Annotated in this window: 22 protein-coding genes, 2 pseudogenes and 1 riboswitch; of the genes and pseudogenes, 11 read left to right on the top strand and 13 right to left on the bottom strand. The window is 69.8% G+C overall.

From position 1 onward, the window contains the following. Together HDG69_RS16865 and HDG69_RS16860 are read right to left on the bottom strand one after the other, a co-directional pair. Positions 1–101 (bottom strand): annotated as a pseudogene (locus HDG69_RS16865) (superoxide dismutase); the annotation flags it as partial. A 268-nt stretch (positions 102–369) separates the two neighbouring features. Beyond that, complete coding sequence (locus HDG69_RS16860) at positions 370–1,812, bottom strand: MFS transporter (protein ID WP_246256762.1); 1,443 nt, start codon at positions 1,810–1,812, stop codon at positions 370–372. Positions 1,813–2,039: 227 nt separating this feature from the next. Then, positions 2,040–2,192: riboswitch (cyclic di-AMP (ydaO/yuaA leader) on the top strand. Between the two features lie 68 nt (positions 2,193–2,260). Here HDG69_RS16860 and HDG69_RS16855 point away from each other — a divergent pair. The 3 genes from HDG69_RS16855 (at position 2,261) to HDG69_RS16845 (ending at position 5,292) form a co-directional block, all read left to right on the top strand. Then, complete coding sequence (locus tag HDG69_RS16855) at positions 2,261–3,067, top strand: M15 family metallopeptidase (RefSeq protein ID WP_171784971.1); 807 nt, start codon at positions 2,261–2,263, stop codon at positions 3,065–3,067. Positions 3,068–3,110: 43 nt separating this feature from the next. Further along, positions 3,111–4,508 carry a polysaccharide deacetylase family protein gene (locus HDG69_RS19655; protein WP_171784970.1) on the top strand — a complete coding sequence of 466 codons (1,398 nt, stop codon included), beginning with the start codon at positions 3,111–3,113 and terminating at the stop codon, positions 4,506–4,508. A 151-nt stretch (positions 4,509–4,659) separates the two neighbouring features. Further along, positions 4,660–5,292: an Atu4866 domain-containing protein gene (locus HDG69_RS16845; protein ID WP_171784969.1), complete on the top strand. Its 633-nt coding sequence runs from the start codon at positions 4,660–4,662 to the stop codon at positions 5,290–5,292. A gap of 41 nt (positions 5,293–5,333) precedes the next feature. Here the strand turns inward: HDG69_RS16845 and HDG69_RS16840 are convergent, their stop codons facing one another. Next, positions 5,334–6,500, bottom strand: coding sequence for an AI-2E family transporter (locus HDG69_RS16840; protein WP_171784968.1), 1,167 nt, complete (start codon positions 6,498–6,500; stop codon positions 5,334–5,336). 164 nt (positions 6,501–6,664) lie between these two features. On the opposite strand from HDG69_RS16840, the gene HDG69_RS16835 reads away from it, so the two are divergent. After that, positions 6,665–7,075, top strand: a complete 411-nt coding sequence (locus HDG69_RS16835; protein WP_171784967.1) for a nuclear transport factor 2 family protein — start codon at positions 6,665–6,667, stop codon at positions 7,073–7,075. 27 nt (positions 7,076–7,102) lie between these two features. Here HDG69_RS16835 and HDG69_RS16830 read toward each other — a convergent pair whose 3' ends face one another. Beyond that, positions 7,103–7,357: a hypothetical protein gene (locus tag HDG69_RS16830; RefSeq protein WP_171784966.1), complete on the bottom strand. Its 255-nt coding sequence runs from the start codon at positions 7,355–7,357 to the stop codon at positions 7,103–7,105. A 336-nt stretch (positions 7,358–7,693) separates the two neighbouring features. Between HDG69_RS16830 and HDG69_RS16825 the strand changes: the two genes are divergently transcribed. From HDG69_RS16825 to HDG69_RS16810, 4 genes are all read left to right on the top strand, one after another. Then, a complete protein-coding gene (locus tag HDG69_RS16825; protein ID WP_171784965.1) occupies positions 7,694–8,119 on the top strand; it encodes a hypothetical protein in 426 nt (141 codons plus the stop codon). Then, positions 8,116–8,457 (top strand): transcriptional regulator, encoded by a 342-nt coding sequence (locus HDG69_RS16820; protein ID WP_171784964.1) that lies wholly within the window; start codon positions 8,116–8,118, stop codon positions 8,455–8,457. Before HDG69_RS16825 ends, HDG69_RS16820 begins: the two co-directional genes overlap by 4 nt. 44 nt (positions 8,458–8,501) lie before the next feature. Continuing rightward, a complete protein-coding gene (locus HDG69_RS16815; RefSeq protein ID WP_216645805.1) occupies positions 8,502–9,032 on the top strand; it encodes a GNAT family N-acetyltransferase in 531 nt (176 codons plus the stop codon). Between the two features lie 150 nt (positions 9,033–9,182). Continuing rightward, the gene (locus tag HDG69_RS16810; protein WP_216645804.1) at positions 9,183–9,989 is read left to right on the top strand and encodes a GNAT family N-acetyltransferase; all 807 of its coding nucleotides are present in this window, start codon (positions 9,183–9,185) and stop codon (positions 9,987–9,989) included. A gap of 115 nt (positions 9,990–10,104) precedes the next feature. On the opposite strand, the gene HDG69_RS16805 is transcribed toward HDG69_RS16810, so the two are convergent. From HDG69_RS16805 to HDG69_RS16785, 5 genes are all read right to left on the bottom strand, one after another. Next, complete coding sequence (locus HDG69_RS16805; RefSeq protein ID WP_171784962.1) at positions 10,105–10,797, bottom strand: histidine phosphatase family protein; 693 nt, start codon at positions 10,795–10,797, stop codon at positions 10,105–10,107. 302 nt (positions 10,798–11,099) lie between these two features. Further along, complete coding sequence (locus tag HDG69_RS16800; RefSeq protein ID WP_171784961.1) at positions 11,100–13,088, bottom strand: right-handed parallel beta-helix repeat-containing protein; 1,989 nt, start codon at positions 13,086–13,088, stop codon at positions 11,100–11,102. A 43-nt stretch (positions 13,089–13,131) separates the two neighbouring features. Beyond that, on the bottom strand, positions 13,132–13,965 hold the full coding sequence (locus tag HDG69_RS16795; protein WP_171784960.1) for a carbohydrate ABC transporter permease: 834 nt from the start codon (positions 13,963–13,965) through the stop codon (positions 13,132–13,134). Next, on the bottom strand, positions 13,965–14,810 hold the full coding sequence (locus HDG69_RS16790) for a carbohydrate ABC transporter permease (RefSeq protein ID WP_171785012.1): 846 nt from the start codon (positions 14,808–14,810) through the stop codon (positions 13,965–13,967). Before HDG69_RS16790 ends, HDG69_RS16795 begins: the two co-directional genes overlap by 1 nt. Positions 14,811–14,896: 86 nt before the next feature. Beyond that, positions 14,897–16,195, bottom strand: a complete 1,299-nt coding sequence (locus HDG69_RS16785) for an extracellular solute-binding protein (protein WP_171784959.1) — start codon at positions 16,193–16,195, stop codon at positions 14,897–14,899. Between the two features lie 193 nt (positions 16,196–16,388). Between HDG69_RS16785 and HDG69_RS16780 the strand changes: the two genes are divergently transcribed. Continuing rightward, positions 16,389–17,429, top strand: coding sequence for a LacI family DNA-binding transcriptional regulator (locus tag HDG69_RS16780; protein ID WP_343036486.1), 1,041 nt, complete (start codon positions 16,389–16,391; stop codon positions 17,427–17,429). Between the two features lie 481 nt (positions 17,430–17,910). Here HDG69_RS16780 and HDG69_RS16775 read toward each other — a convergent pair whose 3' ends face one another. The 4 genes from HDG69_RS16775 to HDG69_RS16760 all read right to left on the bottom strand — a co-directional run bounded on the left by HDG69_RS16775 (position 17,911) and on the right by HDG69_RS16760 (position 20,122). Then, positions 17,911–18,063 (bottom strand): substrate-binding domain-containing protein, encoded by a 153-nt coding sequence (locus HDG69_RS16775; protein ID WP_171784957.1) that lies wholly within the window; start codon positions 18,061–18,063, stop codon positions 17,911–17,913. 269 nt (positions 18,064–18,332) lie between these two features. Further along, positions 18,333–18,581, bottom strand: coding sequence for a transposase (locus HDG69_RS19455; protein WP_171784956.1), 249 nt, complete (start codon positions 18,579–18,581; stop codon positions 18,333–18,335). A 156-nt stretch (positions 18,582–18,737) separates the two neighbouring features. Then, positions 18,738–19,556 carry a PaaX family transcriptional regulator gene (locus HDG69_RS16765; RefSeq protein ID WP_216645803.1) on the bottom strand — a complete coding sequence of 273 codons (819 nt, stop codon included), beginning with the start codon at positions 19,554–19,556 and terminating at the stop codon, positions 18,738–18,740. Next, on the bottom strand, positions 19,553–20,122 hold the full coding sequence (locus tag HDG69_RS16760) for a GNAT family N-acetyltransferase (protein WP_171784955.1): 570 nt from the start codon (positions 20,120–20,122) through the stop codon (positions 19,553–19,555). The genes HDG69_RS16765 and HDG69_RS16760 overlap by 4 nt, the downstream gene beginning before the upstream one ends. 90 nt (positions 20,123–20,212) lie before the next feature. Here HDG69_RS16760 and HDG69_RS16755 point away from each other — a divergent pair, with 90 nt between their 5' ends. Beyond that, a complete protein-coding gene (locus tag HDG69_RS16755) occupies positions 20,213–21,199 on the top strand; it encodes an alpha/beta hydrolase family protein (RefSeq protein WP_343036485.1) in 987 nt (328 codons plus the stop codon). Positions 21,200–21,388: 189 nt separating this feature from the next. Continuing rightward, positions 21,389–21,991, top strand: a pseudogene (locus tag HDG69_RS16750) (transposase); the annotation flags it as partial. Positions 21,992–22,220 lie beyond the last annotated feature (229 nt).

Genomic DNA, 22,220 nt, shown 5'->3' with positions numbered 1-22,220 from the left:
GCGTGGTGCTTGTCGTGGTGCAGCTCCATGATCTTGCCGCTGATGTGCGGCTCCAGGGCGCTGTAGTCGTAGGGCAGGTCAGGCAACGTGTAGACGGCCATCGTGCATCGGTCCTTCCGTAGAGATCAGACATTCCGAGCCTAGGACCTCGACCGCTCTTGAGGTCAACGGAGACCAGCGTCACACACGGAGCGGCCTTGTCGCGCCCGAGAGCCCGAATCGGGCGAAGAGCCGCGGGTCGAAGAAGGCGACGAAGGCCAGGGCTGCGCGGGACCGCCCAGGCTGGTCGGGAGCGGTACCCGAGCGCCAGCAGCTCGGTCCGGTCGGGCCGGGTACGCCGGTGGAACTCGGCCGTCAGGTCGAGGCCGCTCACCGCCCGACCGCCGTCGCCACGGACTCGGGCACCGGCTCGTGCCGCCGCCCGGCACCCAGCAGCGTGACCGCGAGCACCGCACCGATCGTGGCCACGCCGGCCAGCACCAGCAGGGCCACGGCGAACCCGTCCGTCAGTGCCGTCGTCGTCGGCTCGGCGTCCCGGACCGCGTAGCCGACGACGACCGCCGAGGCCAGCGCCGCACCCAGGGTGGTCCCGACGGCGAAGGAGGTCTCCTCCAGGCCGGCCGCCAGCCCGGCGTCCCCGTCCGCGACGCCGGACAGCGCGGCGATCTGCCCGGCGACGAACGCCGCACCCATCCCGGCGCCGAACAGCACCAGGCCCGCCAGCAGGTCCCGCACCAGCGTCCCGTCGGACGAGAGGCGGCTCAGCAGCACGAGGGCCCCGGCCAGCACGGTCATGCCTCCGGGGGCGACCAGCCGGAACCCCGATCGCGTCACCAGGTGCTGCCCGGCCAGCACGCCCAGCACGGACGTGACGGTCATGATCGCCATGGTCAGGCCGAACTGGAGCGCCGAGAAGCCCAGCACCTGCTGAGCGTAGAGAGTCATGACGATGAGCAACCCGTCGACGGCGATGCCGGCGGTCAGGATCACGACGTTGCCCCCGACCAGGGCGCGCGAGGCGAAGATCCGCAGCGGCACCAACGGCGCCGGGCTGCGCTGCTCGACGACGACGAAGAGGGCCGCCGCCACCACCGTTCCCGCGAGGAGGAGCACCGTGAGGGTGTCGACCCCGTGCTCGGCGACCCGGAAGAGCGCGAGCAGCAGCAGCACCAGTCCGCCGGTGGCCGTGACCGCGCCCGGCAGGTCGAGCCGCTGCCGGTGCGCCGTGGCCTCGGGCAGCAGGGCCGGACCCACGGCGAGCACGAGCAGGCAGACCGGGACGTTGGTGAGGAAGATCCACTCCCACCCGGCCCGGTCCGTGAGCACGCCGCCCAGCAGCAACCCCACCGAGGCACCGGTGCCACCCAGCCCGCCCCAGATGCCCAGCGCCTTGTTGCGGTCCGGCCCGTCGGGGAAGACGCCCATCAGGAGGGAGAGTCCCGCGGGCGTCATCACGGCCGCACCGACGCCCTGGAGCGCCCTGGCAGCGATCAGCAGCTCGCTGGAGGCCGCCAGCCCGCACGCCAACGACGCCACCGCGAACAGCCCCACCGAGGCCAGGAAGACCCGCCGTCGTCCCAGACGGTCCGCGAGCCGCCCGCCCAGCAGGAGCAGGCCGCCGATCGCCATGCCGTAGGCGGTGATCACCCACTGCACCTCGGCCGGAGCGAAGTCGAGCTCCGCGGCGATCTCCGGCAAGGCCGCGTACACGCTCGTGGAGTCCAGCACGCCCATGAACATGGCCAGGCACACCACGGCCAGGCACCACCATCGCCGTCGGGCACCCGTCGTGCCGCTGTCGCCGCTCATCATCTGCACGCCCCTCCCTCGGCACCGCCCCGGCCCGGTCGGACCACGAGCGTTCTGGAGGTAGATCCCTGGCGGGGCCACGACTCATCGGTGCGGGTTCTCGTGGCGGTCCGAGAGCCGGCAGGCAGGCCCGGTCGACATCGTCGTTACGTCTTCGTGACAAAGAGGTCGGGAGTGGATATGGTCTCTCCATCTCGCGAAGCGAGGTGCGCGGGTGGCTCGCCGAGCCCTGTCACCACCCGTTGCTCCCCAGATCACGACAGGGACGGGGGACCCACTTCTCGGGCGCGCACCGCGTCCTCGGGGTGAAGCCGGCTCCGCCGGCCGGGTCAGTCTCCGACCCGAACCCGACAGCTAACCCCGCAGGCGTCAGGAGATTCCTCATGGACGACCCCTGCCCGCCCGCCGACGCGCGAACCGACCGCCGACGTCGGGCCCGGGGAGCCGCGGCATGAAGCACGCGCGCGACACCGCCGCGCCGGCTCCCTCCCGGCGCACGCGTCAGGCCACCCGTGGCCGCCACTTCGCGGAGAAGCCACGCCGTCGCTCCACCGCCGGACCGCGGGTCACGCTGAGCGTCACGGCCGCCGCCGCCCTGGTGCTCACCACCGGCGGTACCTACCTGGCCGAGGCGGAACCCGCCGGCACCACCACCGACGCCGACACCACCACCCGCACGGTGAGCTCCGCCGCCGTCCGCGCGGCCGTGCCGGACCGGCCGGCCGTCGAGGACCCGCCCGCCGTGACGGTCGACCGATCCCTGGGCGTGTCCCGCAGCGACGAGCGGCTGCCCCGCACGGACCGTGCCATCCAGCCGGCACCGGAAGCACCCGAGAACCCGCCCGGCTGCGACGTCGAGGTGACGACCGGGTGGTCCAACGGCCGGATCCCCCGCGACCAGCTCTGCGCGCCGTGGCCCGGGACCGTGCTGGTCCGCGCCGACGTCGCCCGCTCGCTGGCCGAGCTCAACGAGCTCTACACGGCCCGGTTCGGGGAGCCGATGTGCCTCACCGACGGGTACCGCTCCTACGAGCTGCAGGTCGCCACCAAGGCCGCCAAGGGCTACCTCGCCGCCACCCCCGGCACCTCCAACCACGGCTGGGGCCTCGCCGTCGACCTCTGCCCGGAGACCTACGCCGGGGACCGCTGGGCGTGGCTGGACGCGAACGCGCCGGCGCTCGGCTGGGTCAACCCGGCCTGGGCGCGTCCCGGGGGTTCGAAGTACGAGCCGTGGCACTGGGAGTCGACCGAGGTCTAGTCCCGGGGTAGCCGTGGCACCGGGTTCCCCGGAAGATCGTGCTGTGAGCACCTCTCCTGGATCTTCCGCCGAGCACACCCCGCAGCGCGGGCGTGGTGTGCGCTGGTGGTGGGTCGTTCTCGTCGTCCTGGTCCTCGCGGCCGTCGCCGTCGGGACGGTCGAGCACCGGGCCTGGGTCAGGGCGGTGGCGGAGCACGAGGCCGAGGTCGCCCGCGTCACCGAGGAGGCGGCCGCGTCCCAGGCCCGCGCCGAGGACGCGTACACGTCCAGCCTCGACGATCTCGACCGCACGACCGAGGAGGCCCGGTCGGTCCTCGCGGCCAGCGAGGACCAGGTGCCCGACCCCGACGTCCGGGACACGCTCGCCACGGCGCTCGACGACGCCGAGGAGCTGCGCGACACCGAGGTCACCTACCAGGAGGTGACACGGACCGTCGACGAGGTCACCCGCCCGAACCCGTTCCACCCCGAGACCCTCCCGGCGGTACAGGTCGAGGCGGTCGACGGTTCGGACCCTGCGCCCGCCGACCTCGACGCCGCCGCCACCGACGTCGACGAGGCGAGCGCCGCCGTCGTCGAGGCGCGCCGGCAGTGGGCGTACGACGAGCTCCAGGCCGCCGCGGTCGAGGGCCGTGACGCCCTGAGCGACCTGGACGGCCAGGTCGGCGCGGGCACCCTGCGTCCGCTCGACGAGGCGGTCACCGAGGCCGGGGCCGCCCTCGACGCCGGGCCCGACGCCGTCGACCCGGACGAGGCCCTCTCCCTGCGCGACACCCTGCTCGAGACCTCCGAGGCCCTCTGGTCCGACCGGCTGGCCGACATCCGGACCGGACGTCTCGCCGCCGCCCGCGACGACGGCGTCGACTGCCGCGTGGACAGGTGCGTCGCGCTGACCTTCGACGACGGGCCCGTCGCGGACACACGGCGCCTGCTGCGGATCCTCGAGCGCAAGGACGCCCCCGCCACGTTCTTCCTGCTGGGTGAGAGCGTCGCCGCCCGTCCCGGGATCGCACGCGCCGTCGCCGACGGCGGTCACCTGGTGGCGAACCACTCGTGGAGCCACCCGCAGCTCACCACGCTCGACGACGCCGAGGTGCGCGACGAGCTCCGGCGCACCCAGGACGCCGTCACCGACGCCACCGGGTCCACACCGTTCCTGCTGCGCCCGCCGTACGGCGACGTCGACGGCCGTGTCCGGACCCTCGCGACGCGCACCGGGCTCGACGTCGTCCTGTGGAGCCTCGACAGCGACGACTGGCGGACCCGCGACGCGCAGCAGATCCGCCGGGACGTGCGCGACCGGGTGAAGGACGGCAGCAACGTGCTGCTGCACGACATCCACCCGACCACCGTCGACGCCGTGCCGAAGATCATCGACGACCTGCGTGACGAGGACTACGTGCTGGTCACGGTCGACCTGCTCGTCGGGACGGGGTCGTGAGCGGGGTGCCGCGACCCACGAGGCGGGTCGGACCGCCCTGGTCAACCTGGGTGCAGCAGGACCAGGCAACGTCACCGGGACCCGCGTAGGTTCGTCGCCAGAGACGTCCGCGACCCCCGCCGCGGTGAGACCGAGGAGGAGCCCGACGACCATGCTCGTCCGTGACGCCACGATCCACACCGCTCCGGGCAAGGTCCACCGTGGTGACCTGCGGGTCAGCGGCCCTGTCATCGCCGAGGACGACGTCTCCTGCGACGACACGACGATCATCGAGGCGTCCGGGTGCTCCGTGGTGCCCCTGCTCGTCGACACGGTCTTCGCGGCCAGCCCTCCGGCACCGGACGACAGCTTCGACCTCACACCTGGTCGTCCGGCGACCTTCGCCGTCATCCAGGGGTCGGTCGGTGTCTCGGCGATCCGGAGCATGCTGGTCGTCAGCCCTCGCGACCTGGAGGCCGTCGTCGTCCATGGGCAGCAGGTGGTCAGGCACGGCGCACCACGGCGTCCTGCAGGCACGGACGACCTCAGCAGGGACTCCCCCCGCCTGGGCGCATGGACGGACTCCCGCCGCGACATGACCCAGTACCTCAGCCCGGACGGGCGTTACAGCGAGACGCGGGGCGGCAGACGCGACGCCTACACCGGCAGCTTCTGGCTCGACGACGATCGCATCACCTACCTGGACGACACCGGCTTCTGGGCCTTCGGCCAGTACCACCGCGGCATCCTGCACCACGCAGGGTTCGTCCTGCATCGCGCCGGCGAGCGCGCGGGACCTCCCTAGACTTCTGGTGCCCCTCGGCCGGACGGGGAACGAACCCCTCGTCAGACGGTCTCGGAACGTTTCTTCCGCGCGAAGCGTGCCGGCTGGTCGGGCCCGTCCCACACCTGGATCGCCCGCCAGATCGACGCGGCGATCGGCACCGCCAGGACGGCGCCCGTGATGCCCACGAGCACCGTGCCCGTCGTCAGCGCGAAGAGGATCACCAGCGGGTGCAGACGCAGGGTCCGGCCCATGACGATCGGCTGGAGGAAGTTGCCCTCGAGCTGGTTCACCCCGACGACGATCGCGACCACGATGAGCGCCTCGACCGGGCCCACCGCCACGAGAGCCACGAGAGCCGCCAGGATCCCCGCCAGCGTCGCACCGACCAGGGGGATGAACGCCAGCAGGAAGACGAGCACCGCCAGCGGGATGACGAGCGGCACACCCACGATCGCGAGCCCGATCCCGATGCCGATCGCGTCGACCGCCGCCACGATCGCCGTCCCGCGGACGTAGTTGCCGAGGGTGCTGATCGTCGCGGCTCCGACCCGGTGCCCCCGCTCGTAGCCCGCCCCCTCGAACGGCCTCAGCAGGAACTCCCACATCGCCGGGCCGTCCTTGAGGAAGAAGAACAGCACGACGATCATGATGAAGAAGCCCGCCACGAAGTCGGCGGTCTGGGAGACGCCCGCGATGGCGCCGGTCCCCACGGCGCTCGACTGCAGGAAGTCCACCGCGGAGTCCCGCACCGACTCGAGCTGTTCCTCGGAGATGTCGAAGGGCAGGTTCTGGACGTAGGACTGCAGGGAGTCGAAGCCCTCGAGCGCCTGGTCGCGCAGCTCGTCCCACTGGTCCACGACCGCACGCACGACCAGCCACACGACCGCCGCCAGCAGGACGACCAGCGTCAGGAGCGAGGTCCACGTCGCCACGATCGACGGCACACCGCGCCGCCGCTGGAACGAGACCAGCGGGGAGATCGCCGCCGCCAGCACGAGCGCGACGAGCACCGGGATCACCACGAGCGTCAGACGCGTGCCCACGAACACGAAGACGGAGACCACCGTGAGGATCGCCAGGACCTGCAGCGACCGCGTGGCGACGCGGCCGACACCGTCCGACCAGAGCCGGGACGCTCCCCCCTCGGTACGAACCTCGTGTGCGGGCGGTCGCACCTCGGTGCTCGTGCGGGTGGTCGGCGGTCTGCGGCGGCCGAAGAGACCCATCGACTGTCCTTCCTCGTGGTGGTTCCGGCGGTGCACGGCTGTCCCGACGCTATGGTGCGCCGGATCTTGTCGCGCGGCGACCTGCCACGCGCAGCGCCACCAGACCCTCGGCGACCCCGCCCGCCCGGTGAGAGTCTGTGAGGACCAGGCCGGGAGGAGCACGCATGGGCCACGACGTGAGCGAGGCGGGGTCGAGCGATGGCCCGACGGCAGAGATCGTCGCGATCAGTGACGAGTGGTCCAGGGCGATCGTCGCCAACGACGCCGGACGGATCGCCGACTTCATGGCGGACGACTGGGTGATCGTCTCCGAGCAGGGCACCACAGCACGGGAGGAGTTCCTGGCGCTGGTCCGGTCCGGGGAGCTGACCCACACGGCCATGGAGCGCGTCACGGCCCCGAGGGTCCGGGTCTGGGGTGAGACGGCAGTGCTCACGGCGCGCGTCACCAACACCGCTCATCATGCCGGGCGACGACTCGACGCCGACGAGTGGACCACCGACGTGTTCGTGCGACGGGAGGACCGCTGGGTATGCGTCCTCAGCCACATCACCGCGGCGGCCGGGCCTGGCTGACAAACGGTGGGCGGGCCGTCGGGCGGGCTACGCGCGGACGACGCGGAGCTGCCAGCCGACGACGGCGGCGACGATCGCCAGGCTCAGCCAGCACAAGCACGCGACCAGCGCGCCGTGGGCGCCCGCGAGCCTCTCGGCCGCCAGGTCGTTGCCGCTCCGGGCGCCACCGAACATCGTCGAGACGTACCACCGGTTGCCCCACCGGAAGCCGTCGGCGACCGCGAGCAGCGCGGCGACGACGGCGACGCCCCGGGCGGTCCTTCGCAAGGTCTCGCTGCGCATGGGCCGAGAGTAGCCGTCAGGTCCGGCGAAAATCCGTCTCCCACCCGTCGTCAGGTGGCGCGCGCGCGCCCTTCCGACCTCCGGACGGACCCGCGGGGCGGCCAGGTCGTCGTCATGACCATGGACACGACCCGTCATCGAGGACGCGTTCATGGCCGACCCTTCCGTGGTGCCCCTCGGAGGATGCTCGCACCCGGGCTGCCTTGCGGAACCCGCGCAGACCTCCCGACCCGCGCCGGTGCTCAGGGCTGCAGGAAGACGAGCGCGCATATCCCTTCGGCGGGGGTGACGTGCATGACTCGGGAGGTGTGACTTTATCTATGTTAAAGTGCTTTCATGCCTGACAACGAGATGACGCCTCATGAAGCCGAACGTCAGCTGCACCAGGTCGCCACGGTCGCGGCGCACGCCCGCAGGGCGACGCGTTGGTACCCCTGGCTGAGCCTCGCGCACGCCGTCACCGCCCTCACCTACACCGTCGCGCTCGACGTGCTCGGAGCGCCGTGGTGGCCGGCGACCGGAGTCTTCGCCGTCGTCCTTGCGTTGCTGTGGTCCGCCGTGGCGAGGAACCATGAGGCCGCCCCACGCCACTGGATCCGCGACATGGGGATCTCCGTCGCGACGTGGGCGATCCTGTACTTCGTCATGCTCGACCCCGCCCTGCAGCTCCTCGGCGCGACCGGGGCCTCATGGTGGGTCGCCGCCGGCGTCGTCGCCGCGTCACCGTTCGCCGCCTGCGCGTTCGCGAGTGCGCGCCGATGACCCACCCGCGAAGGGACCTGGACTCCCTCATCCACTCCCCCGTCCGCTTCTCCGTCCTCGCCGCCCTCGCACACCTCGAGAGCGCAGACTTCCGCTTCCTCGCCGACCTGGTCGAGGTGAGCGACTCCTCCCTCTCCCAGAGCTTGACTGCCCTGGCGGACGCGGACCTCGTCGAGATCCGTAAGGAGGCCGCCGGACGGCGGACTCGCACCTGGGTTCGCATCACCGACCACGGCAGCGAGGCCTTCTCGCAGCACGTGCGCACCCTGCAAGAGATCGCAGACACCGGTGCGATCGAGCAACCGAGCCGAACTCCCTTGAAAGGCGATGCCTCGTGACGACTTCCGTACGCCGCGCTACGCAGGCCGACCTCCCCGCCGCGGTGAGCGTGCTCGCCGCCGCATTCCGCGACTATCCCTGGACGAGGTGGGTGATCCCGAACGACGACTACACCCACCGGCTCGCCGAGCTCCAAGAGATCTACCTGCAGCTGGCGCTGGAACACGGCGTCGTGCTCGTCGACTCACAGGTGCGCGCCGTCACGGCCCTCATGCCACCCACGGCTCCTACCCCACCCGCAACGGTCCAGGAGAGGATCGCAGACCTCCACGGCACCCGACTCCACGCCGTCGCGAACCTCGACCTCCCGGCGTCCCCTTCAGACGCATGGATTCTTGCCACACTCGGTGTCGTCCCCGAAGAGCAGGGTGCAGGCCTCGGGACCCTCGTCACCACCGCAGCACTGCAGCATCTCGACGAGACAGGTGCGCCGCGCGTGTCCCTCGAGACCTCCGACGCCCGCAACGTCACGTTCTACGAACGACTCGGCTTTGCTCTGACGGACACCCACCACACCGGCGACGGACCCGTGGTGCACAGCATGATCAGGAACTCATCGCCCGCTCGATCATGAGACCCGTTCAGCTCGAGCACCACGCATCAGCTCAGGGATGCTCTGCGCGACCTTGGGCGTCGCTGGCGACGAGCACTCCCAGCACCTGCTGCTGCCCGGGCGGCTCAATTCGCGTGCGTTCCTGCCGCGGTCATGCTGGGCTCCTCTGCCATGAGTGATCCCTTCCTCGACGAGGCCGACGTGACGCTCCGGATGGAGCGCAACCTGGCAGAGCATGCCTGTCACCTGCACAGAGGCATGGCTGGTGCGACCGTGACGGAACGCGGTGACCTCCTGGTCGCCGACAGCGGGCTGGACGACGACACCTTCAACATCGTTGCCGCAGCCCGCTTCACCGTCACCGACGCCGCGGTACGCATCACCGAGACGGCTCGGGCACTGGCTCGCACCGGCCGCACCTTCTCCTGGTGGGTGGGCCCCGCTTCAACACCAGCGGACCTCAGCACCCGTCTGACGGCGGCTGGCCTTCCTGCGTCCGAGCACGAGACAGCGATGTGGACCACGCTGGACGACAGCCTGGCGCCGCCCAGCGCCCAGGACCTCGACATCCAGCAGGTCACCACACCTGGGCAGCTCGCCGACCACGCCACCGTGCTGGCCGCGAACTGGGACCCGCCCGCAGACACGGTCCGCCGCTTCTTCACCCAGGCTGCGCCGCAGGCGCTGGCCACGCAGTGTGCGGCCCGGTACCTGGTCGGCTACGTCGAGGGTCGTCCGGTCTGTTCCGCCGAGGTGTTCCTCCATGCGGGAGTCGCCGGCATCTACAACATCTCGACCCTCGCCACCCACCGTCGACGGGGCTACGGCGGCGCCATCACCCGGGCGACGCTCCGCACGGCCCTCGACAACGGTCACCGCGTCGCGGTCCTGCAGGCGTCACCCGACGGTGAGCCGGTCTACCGCCGCCTGGGGTTCCGCTCCTGCGGCCAGTTCACCGAGCACGCCGTCGTTCCCTGACCTTGCTCGACGCCGACCCCCCCTGGGACCGTGGTCATGAACGCGCCACGGGGCGTCGGCGATTGACCGAGAGTGCGGCCCGCACGTCGGAGCTCAGTAGCCGTGGCGACGGTCGTCAGTCGGCAACGAGGTGCGAGGTCTCCCCCACCGCCACCACGGCGCGGTTGTGGAAGAAGCCGTCCTCACGCAGAGTCGTGATGCTCCCCGAGCGCACGTGGAAGGCAACGTGACCGGTGGCCTCGATCGGCATCCCGATCCACGCGGCAACCACGAACGTCGCCGCGAAACCGTGGGTCACGACGACCAGGTCGTCCACGTCGCGTGCCAGGGCTTCGGACATCGCCTCGTAGACCCGGCACGCGACCTCCAGGCGCGACTCGGCCCCCTCGACCCCCTCGTGGTGACGCAGCCGGTCCCCCACCGCCGGCGGCGCGACGAACCGTTCGTCCAACCACGACTGCTCACGACCACCGGCCACCCCGTACGACTTCTCCCGCAGACGCCTGTCGAGACGGGGTTCGACGCCCAGGTCGTCGCCGATCGCCGTCGCCGTCTGGGCCGTCCGGCGCAGATCCGACGAGACCACGGACCGGCTGCGCTCCTCGCTGATCCTCCCGGCCAACGCCGCAGCGATCCGACCCGCGTCGTCGAGACCCTTCGCCGTCAGCTCCGAGTCGAACTGGCCACCGACCAATCCGTCGACGTGGTGTGTCGCCTCCGGGTGCGTCACCACGAAGACAGTGCGCGCTCGCGCAGGCACGACGCCAGGAAGCGGTGGTGCGGGAAGGATCGAGTCAGTAGCGGCCATCGCAGGATGGTGGCACACCCCACGCCTTCAGACAGGTCATGGAATCACCAGTCCGAGGTCATCATGACCTCGAAGTGCGTGGATGGAGGATCGACAAAGCCAGGTTGCGTGGACATGCCTGCCTACCTTGCGCGATCTCGGTCGCGTCCGGGGAGGCACCCGTGCCAGCATCACGACGCGGCCCGGTGCTTCTCGGTCAGCAGTACCGTGTGGCGGGCACATTCCCACGAGCCGGCCGAGGTGATCCGCCGCACCGTCACCTACCCGTGCTGCGGTCCCAGGTGACGTCGGCGACGCTCGTCTCACCACACCCGGATGCGCGATGCGCCCGAGGCGAGGGCGGCGAGCGGACCGGCGGGGTAGGTCTCCGTAGCGGGCTTGAGCGTGCCGACGAGGTCGGTGTCGACCTGGACAGGACTGCCGTCGCGGTCCTCGAACTCCGCGTCCACGAGCCGGACGCGCTCGAGGTCCCTGCCCGTCACGGGCCTGGTGCGCACTCGGTCGAAACCTGGAGGCAGGGTCGCCTCGAGGTAGACCCCGTCGCCGTCCTCCACGACGACCACCGAGACGTCCGGTTCGTCGACGACGACCGCACCCTCTTCCGCCTCGTACGGTGCTGCGCCCGAGGCGTAGACGTTGTCCCGGATGTAGACCGGCTGCTTGGCGCTCATGAACCGTTCGTGGTCTCCGGTGGAGGGATCGGCGAGCTGATCGAGATAGTCACTGAGCGACGACGGGTGCCCGTCGTACCCGGCGGTGCCGTAGCCGACGACCTGGCCCTCGCGCGCCGTCGGCCCGTAGGCGTGGCGCGCGTCGCCGCCGAGGAAGACGTTCCCGATGTGGCGGTCGTCGCCACCGAAGATGGCGGCATAGCCGGAGACCTGAGTGCTGTGCGGCACGTGGTAGGGCGTGGGCCGCTCGACGACGGGCTCGAGCGAGACGGTGCCGCACACGAGGTTGTTGACGAAGGCGCCACCCTGGCTGAAAACCTCCAGCGACGCACGTGAGCCGAGGACGTTGTGGTCGACCAGGTAGGGTCCGTGGCTCACCTCGACGAACAGGTCGCGGTTGTTGTCGTGGAACAGGTTCCGGGTGACCCGGGTGCCCTGTGTCTGCCAGTCCAGCCAGGTGCCCAGCGTGCAGTCGTGGATGCGGTTGTGCCGGATGGTGACGTCGATCGCGGCGTGCAGCTTGATGCCGCCGATCTCGTACCCGTAGAACTCCCGCTTGGTCCCGATGTGGTGGATGTGGTTGTCCTCGATGGTGGAGAACACGCAGCCGAGGTGCCCCACGACGGCGTTCTGGCCGCAGTCGTAGATGGTGTTGCGGCGCACGACGTGCGAGCCGACGTGCTCGCGGTCCCAACCGATCTGGCGTGCGGTGAACACCGACTCGAGCTGGTACTGGTAGCCGGGCTTGTCCCCCCGCAGCGTGGCGTAGTTGTTGCCGGTGGAAGCCTCCTTGCCCAGCGAGATCGCCGAGCACTTGGCGTCGTGGATGACGTTGTCCTCGATGATCCAGCCCTTGGCCCAGTTGGGCCCGATCAGGCCCGGCTGGTCTGCGGTGGGCGGTGCCCATGGGCTCGCGGCGTGGGCCAGCTCGAAGCCGCGCACCGTGATGTAGTCGATGTGCTGCTCGGTGGGGTAGAAGACCGACCGGCGCACGTTGATCTCGACCGTCTCGGCGTTGGGGTCGGCGTCCTGGAAGTTCGCCCAGATCGTCGTCCGGTCCGGTCCGACCTCGGCGTACCAGACATGGCGCGTCTGCTCGGGATCGCGAACGAGGTCGGTGGCGCCGGTCCAGTCATCGATCATCTCGGTGCGCAGCGGTGGGTCGAAGACCTCCGACAGGCTCGACACCTCGTAGAAGCTCCGACCGTTCAGGTAGACGTCGCCCAGGTGCCTGCGTGGCGTGTCCTTCTCCGGGTAGACGATCCAGTCGCCCTCGATCTCCTCGGCGTACGGGTTGAACGCACCGAACAGGGTGTTGGGGACCGCGACCGTCCACACGTCCCCTCCACCCCGTTCCCATCCCGTGACCGGCTCCGAACCCTTGATGACCACGTGCTCGCCGGGCGCGGCCTCGTAGGTGATGCGCCGGCTGTCGCTGAGCCCGCCACGGGGCGGCGTCACCCACTCGCGGTACTCCCCGCCGTGCACGACGACGGTGTCCCCCGGTCGTGCGACGGCTGCGGCCCGGTTGATGGTGCGCAGCGGGCTGTCCGCGCTGCCGTCCGCGGCGTCGGACCCGGTGGTGGCGACATGGAGGGCGGTGGACGGGACGGTGTTCATGGAGCTCCTCGAAGTGCTGAGTAAGGGAGCCGGCGGCGGCCGGCTACTTGCCGAAGCCGGCGGTCAGGCCGGACACGAGCTGGCGGCGGCCCACGATGTAGGCGGCGAGGATGGGAAGGACGGACAGGACGACGGCGGCGAGCACGGCCGGCACGTTCACGGAGAACTCGCCCTGGAAGGACCACAGGGACAGCGGCAGCACGCGGGTCTCGGCGCTCTGGGTGAGCACCAGAGGGAACAGGAACCCGTTCCACACCTGCAGGGCGTTGTAGACGCCGACCGTCATGACGGCCGGGCGGGTCAGCGGCAGGGCGAGGCTCCACAGGGTGCGCCACTCTCCCGCGCCGTCCACCCTCATCGACTCGAACAGCTCCGCCGGCACGTCGCGCAGGAAGTTGGTCAGGATGAGGACCGACAGCGGGATCGCGAACGCGATCGACGGAAGGATGATCGCCCACAGGGTGTCGTACAGCCCGAGCTGCACGATCAGGTAGTAGACGGGGATGATCGTGGCCTGGATCGGGATGGCGATGCCGAGCAGGAAGACCTGGAACAGCCGCGCCGTCGACCGGCGGCGGGAGCGCACGACGACGTAGGACGCCATCAGGCTCACCGCGAGGATCACGAGGACCGAGACCAGGGTGACGACCACCGAGTTGCCGAAGTAGCGCAGGAAGTCGTTGGCCAGCACCTGCCCGTAGGCGTCCAAGGTCGGGTTGGTCGGCAACGAGAGCGGGTTCTCGGAGTAGTAGTCGGCCTGGGGACGCAGGCTCGTGACGAGGATGTAGTAGATCGGCACGATGATGATCGCCAGCCAGACCCACCCGGCCAGGCCACCCAGTACGTTGGGCGTGGTGCGCGAGGTGCGTGCGGACATCAGACGCCCTCCATCTGCGAGTCCATCTTGTTCGCTCCCGAGAACCGGTTCAGCCCGATCGAGACCGCGAGGCCGACGGCGACGAGGACGACGGCGATGACGCTCGCCTTGCCCATGTCGTAGCTGCGGAAGCCGGTCAGGTACATGTCCAGCGGCAGGATGCGGGTCGCGTTGCCCGGTCCCCCGCCGGTCAGGACGAAGATGAGGTCGAAGTACGTCAGGGAACCGACGATCATCAGCGTCGAGGACGTCACGATCGTGTACTTCAGCTGCGGCAGGGTGATGTGGAAGAACTGCTGCGCCCGGCCGGCGCCGTCGAGCAGCGCCGCCTCGTACATCGACTTCGGGATCTGCCGGACGCCGCCCTGGTAGAGCAGGGAGTGGAACGGCACGAACGACCAGGAGACGACGAACAGCACCACCCACAGCGCCAGGTCGGGGTCGCCGATCCAGTCCTGGGACAGCCACGAGACGCCCAGTGCGGTGCCCAGCCCGAAGTTGGGATCCAGCAGCGCCCGGTAGGCGATCGCGACGGCCGCCGCGGAGAACAGCAGGGGCAGGAAGTACAGCACCGAGAGCACGGCCCGGTAGCGCTGGCGGCCGGCCATGAAGACGCCGAGCAGCAGCGAGACCGGTGCCTGGAACAGCCAGCTCGCCACGCTGAGGACCACGGTGAGGCGCATGGCATTCTGCGTCACCGGGTCGGTGAGCGTGCGGCCCCAGTTCTCGGCGCCGGCCCAGACCGGGGCGCCCAGGCCGTCCCAGCTCATGAACGACAGGACGACCACGCCCAGCAGCGGCACCACGGCGAACACGCCGAACAGCAGCAGGGCGGGCCCGGCCATCCAGATCGACGGGCCGGCCGCGCGGCTTCCGGGGGCCCCGCGGCCCTGGCGCGTCTGCGTCAGGGCTGCGGGGCTGGTTGCGACACTCACAGCGTCGCGTTCATCGCGTCGGAGAACTGCTGCGGGTCGATCTGCCCCAGGAACAGCTGGCTCAGGTTGTCCAGCAGGGCCTGGGACTGCGCGGCCGGCAGGGCCTGGTCCCAGGAGAGCTGGAAGTGCGGGGCATCGCGCACCATGCCGTAGACGAACGACAGGTAGTCCGCGTCGTCCTGCTGCTCGATCTTGTCCTCGAGGCCGCTGATCGGCGGAACCGTGCCGATGGCGAGCAGCTCGTCGACGGCGTCGTCGTTGAGCACCTCGGAGGCGACGAAGGACTTCGCCGTCGCCTGGTCCTCCGCGGAGGCGGACGCGGAGACCGACCAGAAGTTCGACGGGTTGCCCACGACGTTCGCCGGGTCCCCCGCACCGCCGTCGACCGCCGGGAAGGTGGTGTAGCCCAGGCCGCCGGACTCGACGAGCTCCGGGGCGTCGTTGAGGAAGTTCGGGTACACCCAGCTTCCCTGCAGGATGAACGCCGCCTTGCCGGTGTGCACGAGCGCGGTGTCGGCGTTCTGGTCGGCGTTGACCGAGCCGAAGCTGTCCCCGAACGCGCCCGCGTCCACGAGCTCCTGGATCTTTGTCGTGGCCTCGATGACCGCCGGGTCGGACCACGCGCCCTCCTCGCCGTCGAGCACGGCCTGGAAGACCTCCGGGCCGCCGATGCGGTCGGTGAGGTACTGGATCCACATCAGCTCGGGCCACACGCTCTGCCCGGCCAGCGCGATGGGGATCACGCCCTGGTCCTTGAGGGTGCCCGCCGTGGTGAGCAGCTCGTCGTACGTCGTCGGCACCTCGACACCGGCGGCGTCCAGGACCTCCTGGTTGTAGTACAGGACGACCGGCTGGCTCTGCGTGTTCGGCACGGCGTAGGTCTTGCCGTCCACCTGGCCGTTCGCCGCGACCGACGGGATCAGACGCTCGGTGAGCTCGCGTGTGTCATCCGTGAGGTCGACGACGCTGTCGTTGGCGACGTAGTCGGCCAGCGTCCCGCCGGCCCAGGAGTAGATCAGGGTGGGTGCGTTGCCCGATCCCACCGAGGTGCGGATCTTCTCCTTGTACGCGTCGTTCGCAAACCAATCGACCGCGATCTCCTGGTCAGGGTTCTCGGTGTTCCACGCGTCGAACTGCGCACGGAACATCTCCTCGCTACCGCCGGTCAGCGCCCATGCCGTGGTACCCGCGGAGGCCTGCCCCGGCTGGGTGCCCTCTCCGCACGCTGCCAGCAGTCCGGCCACCGCCACCGCGACGACCGCGGCGCTCGTGCGCCGCCCGTTGCTCAGCCTCATCGCCAGAGTCCTCTCTCTCGCCGACACCACCGTCGACAGTTCGGAAACAGTTTCGCTCTGTTTCCTTGACTCTCGGACGCTAGAACGACTCGGTACGGCTGTCAAGCGCCGTTTGAGGCTTTGGTGTGGCTACAATGACGGAAACAGTTTCGGCGACACGAGAGTGCTGGCGACGATCGAGGGGATCTCAGTGGTGAGTACGACGAATGCGTCGCGACCGACGCTCGAACAAGTCGCCCGTGCCGCGGGCGTCTCCAAGGCGACCGCCTCGAAGGTCCTCAACCACCGGCCGAACATCTCCGCGGAGACGCGCCGTCGAGTCGAGGAGGCCATCGAGCAGCTCGGCTACGTGCCCAGCACCGGGCCGCGCGAGACCACCGCGCTGCGCAAGGTGAACGTCGTCTTCGACACGCTCGTGAACGTCTACTCGATGCAGGTCCTGGACGGCATCGTCGCCGCAGGCCACACCCATGACGTCGAGGTGATCGTCGACGTCCTCGACAGCGCGGGCGGCCGACCCAACGGCCCGCTCTCGCCCGGATGGATCCGTCAGCTCGCCACCCAGGGTCGCGCCGGCGTCATCGTGGTCACCTCCGAGCTCACGCCCGACCAGCGCGACCAGATGCGCGCGGCAGGACTGAGCGTCGTGGTGATCGACCCGCTCAACCCGCTCGACGACGAGGTCGTGTCCGTCGGGTCCACCAACTTCACCGGCGGCCTGCAGGCGACCAAGCACCTGCTCGGGCTCGGACACCGCCGCATCGCCTATGCCGGGGGCCCACCCGTCTCCGGTGCCTCCCGCGAACGGCTGCAGGGATACCTCAGCGCACTGTCCGACGACGGCATCGCCGCCGACCCGGCCCTGGTCCTCGAGGAGGGCTTCACCTTTCTCGCCGGGCTCGAGATGGCCACCACTCTGCTCGGCCTGCCCGAACGGCCCACCGCCATCTTCGCCGGCTGCGACGCCAGCGCCCTCGGCGTCCTCGAGGCAGCGCGCCGCCACAGCCTGCGCGTTCCCGAGGACCTCTCGGTGGTCGGCTACGACGACACCTACTCCGCCCTGTCCACCGCACCGCCGCTGACCACCGTGCGCCAGCCCATCATCGACATGGGCCGCGTCGCACTGCGCACCCTGCTGCAGCAGTCACGCGGGGAGCGGCCCGACTCGCATCACATCCAGCTCGCCACCCAGCTCGTCATCCGTGAGTCCACCGCGGCGCTGAGCGGTAGCTGAAGCGGAGAGACGGGCGGTTCCGCCGGGGTCCGTGGAGCGAGGTGCTCAGCCACTGGCCGGCGGCCACGCCGGCATCGCCGCGTCGGTCAGACGCTCGAGCACCTCTCGCCCTGCCCAGTCGTCAGCCTGCTGGTTCATCCCCTGGATGACCGCCGGGTCGAAGCTGTCCGGGAAACCAGGTCAGGCCGTGCAGCGCAGATTGCGCGGACACGCCTGCCTACCTTGCGCGAACTCGGGCGTGTCGCGCGTGGTGCGCAAAGTAGGTTGCACGGGTCGCGGCGGAGAATCAGGACCCGGTTCCACACCGGACTTCGACCGTACGAGGCACTCCCGTACGGTCCTCGCAGTCGCCGAGCGAACAGCGCCTGCTCCAACCCGTCGGCAGCGACGGACTTCTCGGTCGTCTCGCCGGGAATACCCGAGGGACGGTTGACTCCCGCTCTGTGAGGACTGTGCACCTGGTCGCGAGCCGCCTACCCGCTCAGGCCGTCTCACGCTCGACGAGCTGCACCTGCAGCCCGACTGCCGTCTCGGGGCCGCCGTTCTTGTCGAGCCGAGCGAGCAGCGCGCGGGTCGACACGGCGGTCACCTGCGCGATGTCGTACGCCATGGTCGTCAGCGGGGGGACGGTCACGGGCTGTTGTCCATGCCGATGAGGGCAAGGTCCTGTCACACGCGCGGTGGCCGGCGTCGCGAGCCTCGTTGGCCAGCAGCCGGTACCCGAACTCCGGGTCGTCGCGGTGGGCGTCGAACAGGGCGTTGGCGAGGTGGGCCTGCTCGACCTCTCGATCGGTGATCGGGTTGGCGAGCCACCGGTAGTAGGGCTGACGGGCGAGGTTCAGGACCCGGCACGTCACGCGACGAGGATCCCGTCAGCGGCGAGCTCTCGGACGAGCGGGCAGCTCATCTTCCCGGCAGGTGCGCCTGGGCGAAGTACGCCGCCGCGCGACGCAGCACCTCGTTCTCCTGCTCCAGCAGGCGGACCCGCTTCCTGGCTTCGCGCAGCTCGGCCGACTCACTCTTCGTCACGCCGGACCGGCTGCCGTCCTCGACGTCAGCGGCGTGGATCCAGTTGCGCAGGCACGACTCGGAGATGCCGAAGTCCTTCGCGATCTGCTTGACCGTGGACTCGCCACGACGGGCGACGGCCACGACATCGCCTTGGGATGGGGTCTGGGCACGGGACACATCCTTCCAGCAGCACCCGAAGGCACCACAGGCCAGGTGTCACCTATCCGTGCAGCAGTCCCCACCCCGTGGGAACGCAAAAAGTAGCTGCGCCTTCTCTGCTTCGTCTGCGATTTCCTTCTAGGGGCGTTGGGGCAGCCAGCCGAGATAGAGGAGTTCTCCTGCAAGGTCTCGTGTCAGCGCAGCCCAAGCGTCGTGCCACCTGCGTCGAATCTGTGTGGGAGCCCAGGGCTCGGTGCGTAGTTCGAGAGGGATGAGCGGGTCAGATCGCATCGCCTGTTCTAGCGCCTCAGCGAGGTGCAGCTGTCCCACCAGTGCGGCTTCGGCGCCGGTTTCCATCGCGAGCTGGACGTGCTCGATCGCCTGGTCCACAACGGCGTAGGCCTCGATGATCCGGGCCCGGGGCCACAGCGCCTCGGTCACCGCTTGCGGGTCTGTCACGCCTCGTACGTCCACCCCGGTCGCAGTGGCCTGCACGAGGTGGCTGCGCTCGTGGGTATCGAGCATGTCGGCCAGGTTGTGCGGGCTGAGATACAAACCGGTCGACACCGCGGCAGCCCCGGTGTCGACCAGCTGGCGGCGTAGGGCGTCGCGTGCAGCGCGATCGGCCTCGGGCGTGCTGACCGCCAGCAGCCGCCAGCGTCCGTCCCACGGTGCGAGCCCTTGGTCTTGGGCGAAGGCCAGCCGGAGGGCGAGGCGGTCCCGGCCCAGTCGCTGCCGACCGGCAAGGGTCAACTCCGCCGTGCCACTGCGGCCTCGACCGGCCTGGACGATGTCCCCGGCTGCGACCATGCGGCGCAAGGCCAGTCGTAGGGGCTGGTCAGCGATCCCTGCGGCATTCGCGGTGTCGAACACCACATCCAACGGCACCTGCCCGTCGGCGGGTAGGAACGCCTCGATCACGGTACGCGGCGCGATCGGAAGGGGCACGGCGCTCACGCGTCGGTCTTCTTGCGCATCGTCGTGTAGTGCTCGAAACCGTAGAGGTGCTGCAACGGGCCGAGCGAGCCCCGGTCGACAGTCGTGAATCCTCGGCGCCGGTACAACGCGGCAGCGCGTGGGTTCGTATCGATCACCGACAGCTGAACAGCCCTATCGCCGCGCTCACGTGCGAGCTCGACCGCCGCGTCCAAGAGCATCGAGCCGATCCCGTGACCACGGTGAGCCTCGTTCACGCAGATGCCGTCGAGCACGAGCACACCCGGTCGCCCATGGCGGCTGAGCAGCGAGAGCACACCCACCGCCCGCACAGACGCCGTGCGAGACAAGTGCCCGCGCAGGTGCCTCCACGACAGGTCTGCTGTGCCGCGACCGTCCTGGTAGTAGCCGCACACACCCACCACCTTGCCCGCAAACCTCGCCACCAGCATCCGGTCCGCACGCAGTCCCGCCGTCACGACCCTCGCGCCGGTCTCCACGTCACGGAACGCCGCGGCCAGCTTCTCTCCGAACGCACCCCAGTACAGCGCTCCGACGCTTGCGCGCTCACTGGTCACGAAGCCCATCCCGATCGACACCTCATCCACATCGAGAAATGTATCATCTACACTACGAACGTGAATATTTCGAGACGTAAGCGTCGAGTGTGGTTCGTCGTGGTTGCCGTGGTGGTCGCGATCGCCCTCGGAGGAGTGGGCGTGACGCTGGCCGGCAACGACTACCGCTTGCGCCAGGAAGCCCTGTCGATTCCGGTCTCGGGCGGGGCGCTCGAAGCCGTGCTCACGCTCCCGGCCGAGGAGCCCGCACGCGGACTGGTCGTGGTGGTCCACGGTGATGGCCCCGTCGGCGCGACTCATGACGGGCTCTACCTTCCGTGGTTCGAAGCCGCCGCGGACGCGGGGTTCGCCACGCTGACCTGGAGCAAACCCGGAGTCGGTGGCTCCGGCGGAGACTGGCTCGATCAGACCATGGACGATCGTGCGGACGAAGTGTCAGCTGCGATCGACTGGGCGCAGCGGCAGGCCGCCATACCCAACGACACGATCGTGCTGTGGGGCGCAAGCCAAGCAGGCTGGGTTCTGCCGAAGGCGGCCGTCTCTCGCGATGACATTGACGGGATCGTCGCGGTCGGTCCCGCGATCAACTGGCTGCGCCAAGGACGCTACAACCTCCTCGCCGAACTCGACCACGATGGCGCTACCTCCCGCGAACGTGAACAGGCCATCGCCGTCAGCGATCAGACACGCACCCTGCTCGAACAGGACGCCGACTACGACACCTATCGCGCGGCCACCGACGACCCCGATCCGATGGACGCCGGCCGCTGGAGCTTCGTCTCACTCAACTACACCTCCGACGCCACCGACGACCTCGTGGCGATGGCAGACAAGAACGTGCCCGTGCTCCTCATGCTGGGCGAACACGACCGCAACGTCGACGTCACCGAGACCGCCAGCACCTACCAAGACCTGCTCGGTTCCGACGTGAGCGTCGAGCACTTCGACGCAACGCACTCCATGGCCAGACCCGCCGTCGAAGACTCAGAAGCACTCGGCCTCATCACTGGGATCCTCTGGCCACGAGCCCTCTTCGCTGACGACGTTCTCGACACCTACAGGGAGTACCTCAAGAGCCTGCGGTAGCCGCCCTGGTCCGCCCATGGTGGGAACATCAGTGGCCAACGAGGGACATCACGGTCGAGAACTTCAGCGCGCGACTGTTGCGCCCCGGGTCTGATGGAGGCTCTGGTGTGTCCCGCGGGTCTGTCTGGTTAACGGTGGGTGGGTCTCGGCCTGACACGCCGAGCGAAGGCTTGGCGGGAAGCAGGCAGGATGACCGAGATCATCGAGCCCGTGACGCTCGACGAGGACGAGAAGCAGGTACTGGCGCAGCAGCTGGTGGCGCAGGCGAAGGCGGCGGGGATCGATCTGGTCGGCCCGGACGGGCTGCTGGCCGGGTTGACGAAGCAGGTCTTGGAGACCGCGCTGGACGAGGAGCTGACCGAGCATCTGGACTACCCGCCCGGGCAGCGGGAGGCGAAAGCGGGCACGAACGAGCGCAACGGCACCCGGTCCAAGACGGTCCTGACCGAGATCGGTCCGGTCGAGATCGATGTGCCCCGGGACCGGGACGGGTCGTTCGAGCCGGCGATCGTCAAGAAGCGGCAGCGGCGCCTGAACGGCGTGGACGAACTGGTGCTGTCCTTGACGGCGCGCGGGCTGACGACCGGGGAGATCAGCGCGCACTTCGCCGAGGTCTACGGCGCGTCCGTCTCCAAGGACACCGTCTCGCGGATCACGGACAAGGTCGTCGCGGAGATGGCCGAGTGGCAGACCCGCCCGCTGGACGAGGTCTACCCCGTGATCTTCATCGACGCCCTGGGCCGCCCAGGACGGTCGTCACGACACACCAGAGGCCGCGTTGGCGCTGCCCCCGCTGTACTCCGTCCGTCAGCCGGCCGACGTCATGGCCCGGATCGATCTGCTCGACGGCACCGTCAGCACTGACGAAATCCGCTACGGCGTCACGCTCGTGCACCGGGCGAGCACAAGCGCCGTGATCTTCGTCCGCGTCGAAGGGTGGTGACGGCGAGGACGTTGGCCGCGATCACGATGCCGATGCCGAGCAGCTGGTGCAGCGTCAGGTGCTGCTCCAGCAGGAGCA

The sequence above is a fragment of the Isoptericola halotolerans genome (assembly GCF_013149785.1).
In the GTDB taxonomy this organism is placed as follows: domain Bacteria; phylum Actinomycetota; class Actinomycetes; order Actinomycetales; family Cellulomonadaceae; genus Isoptericola; species Isoptericola halotolerans.
This window is presented reverse-complemented; position numbering and strand designations above follow the sequence as displayed.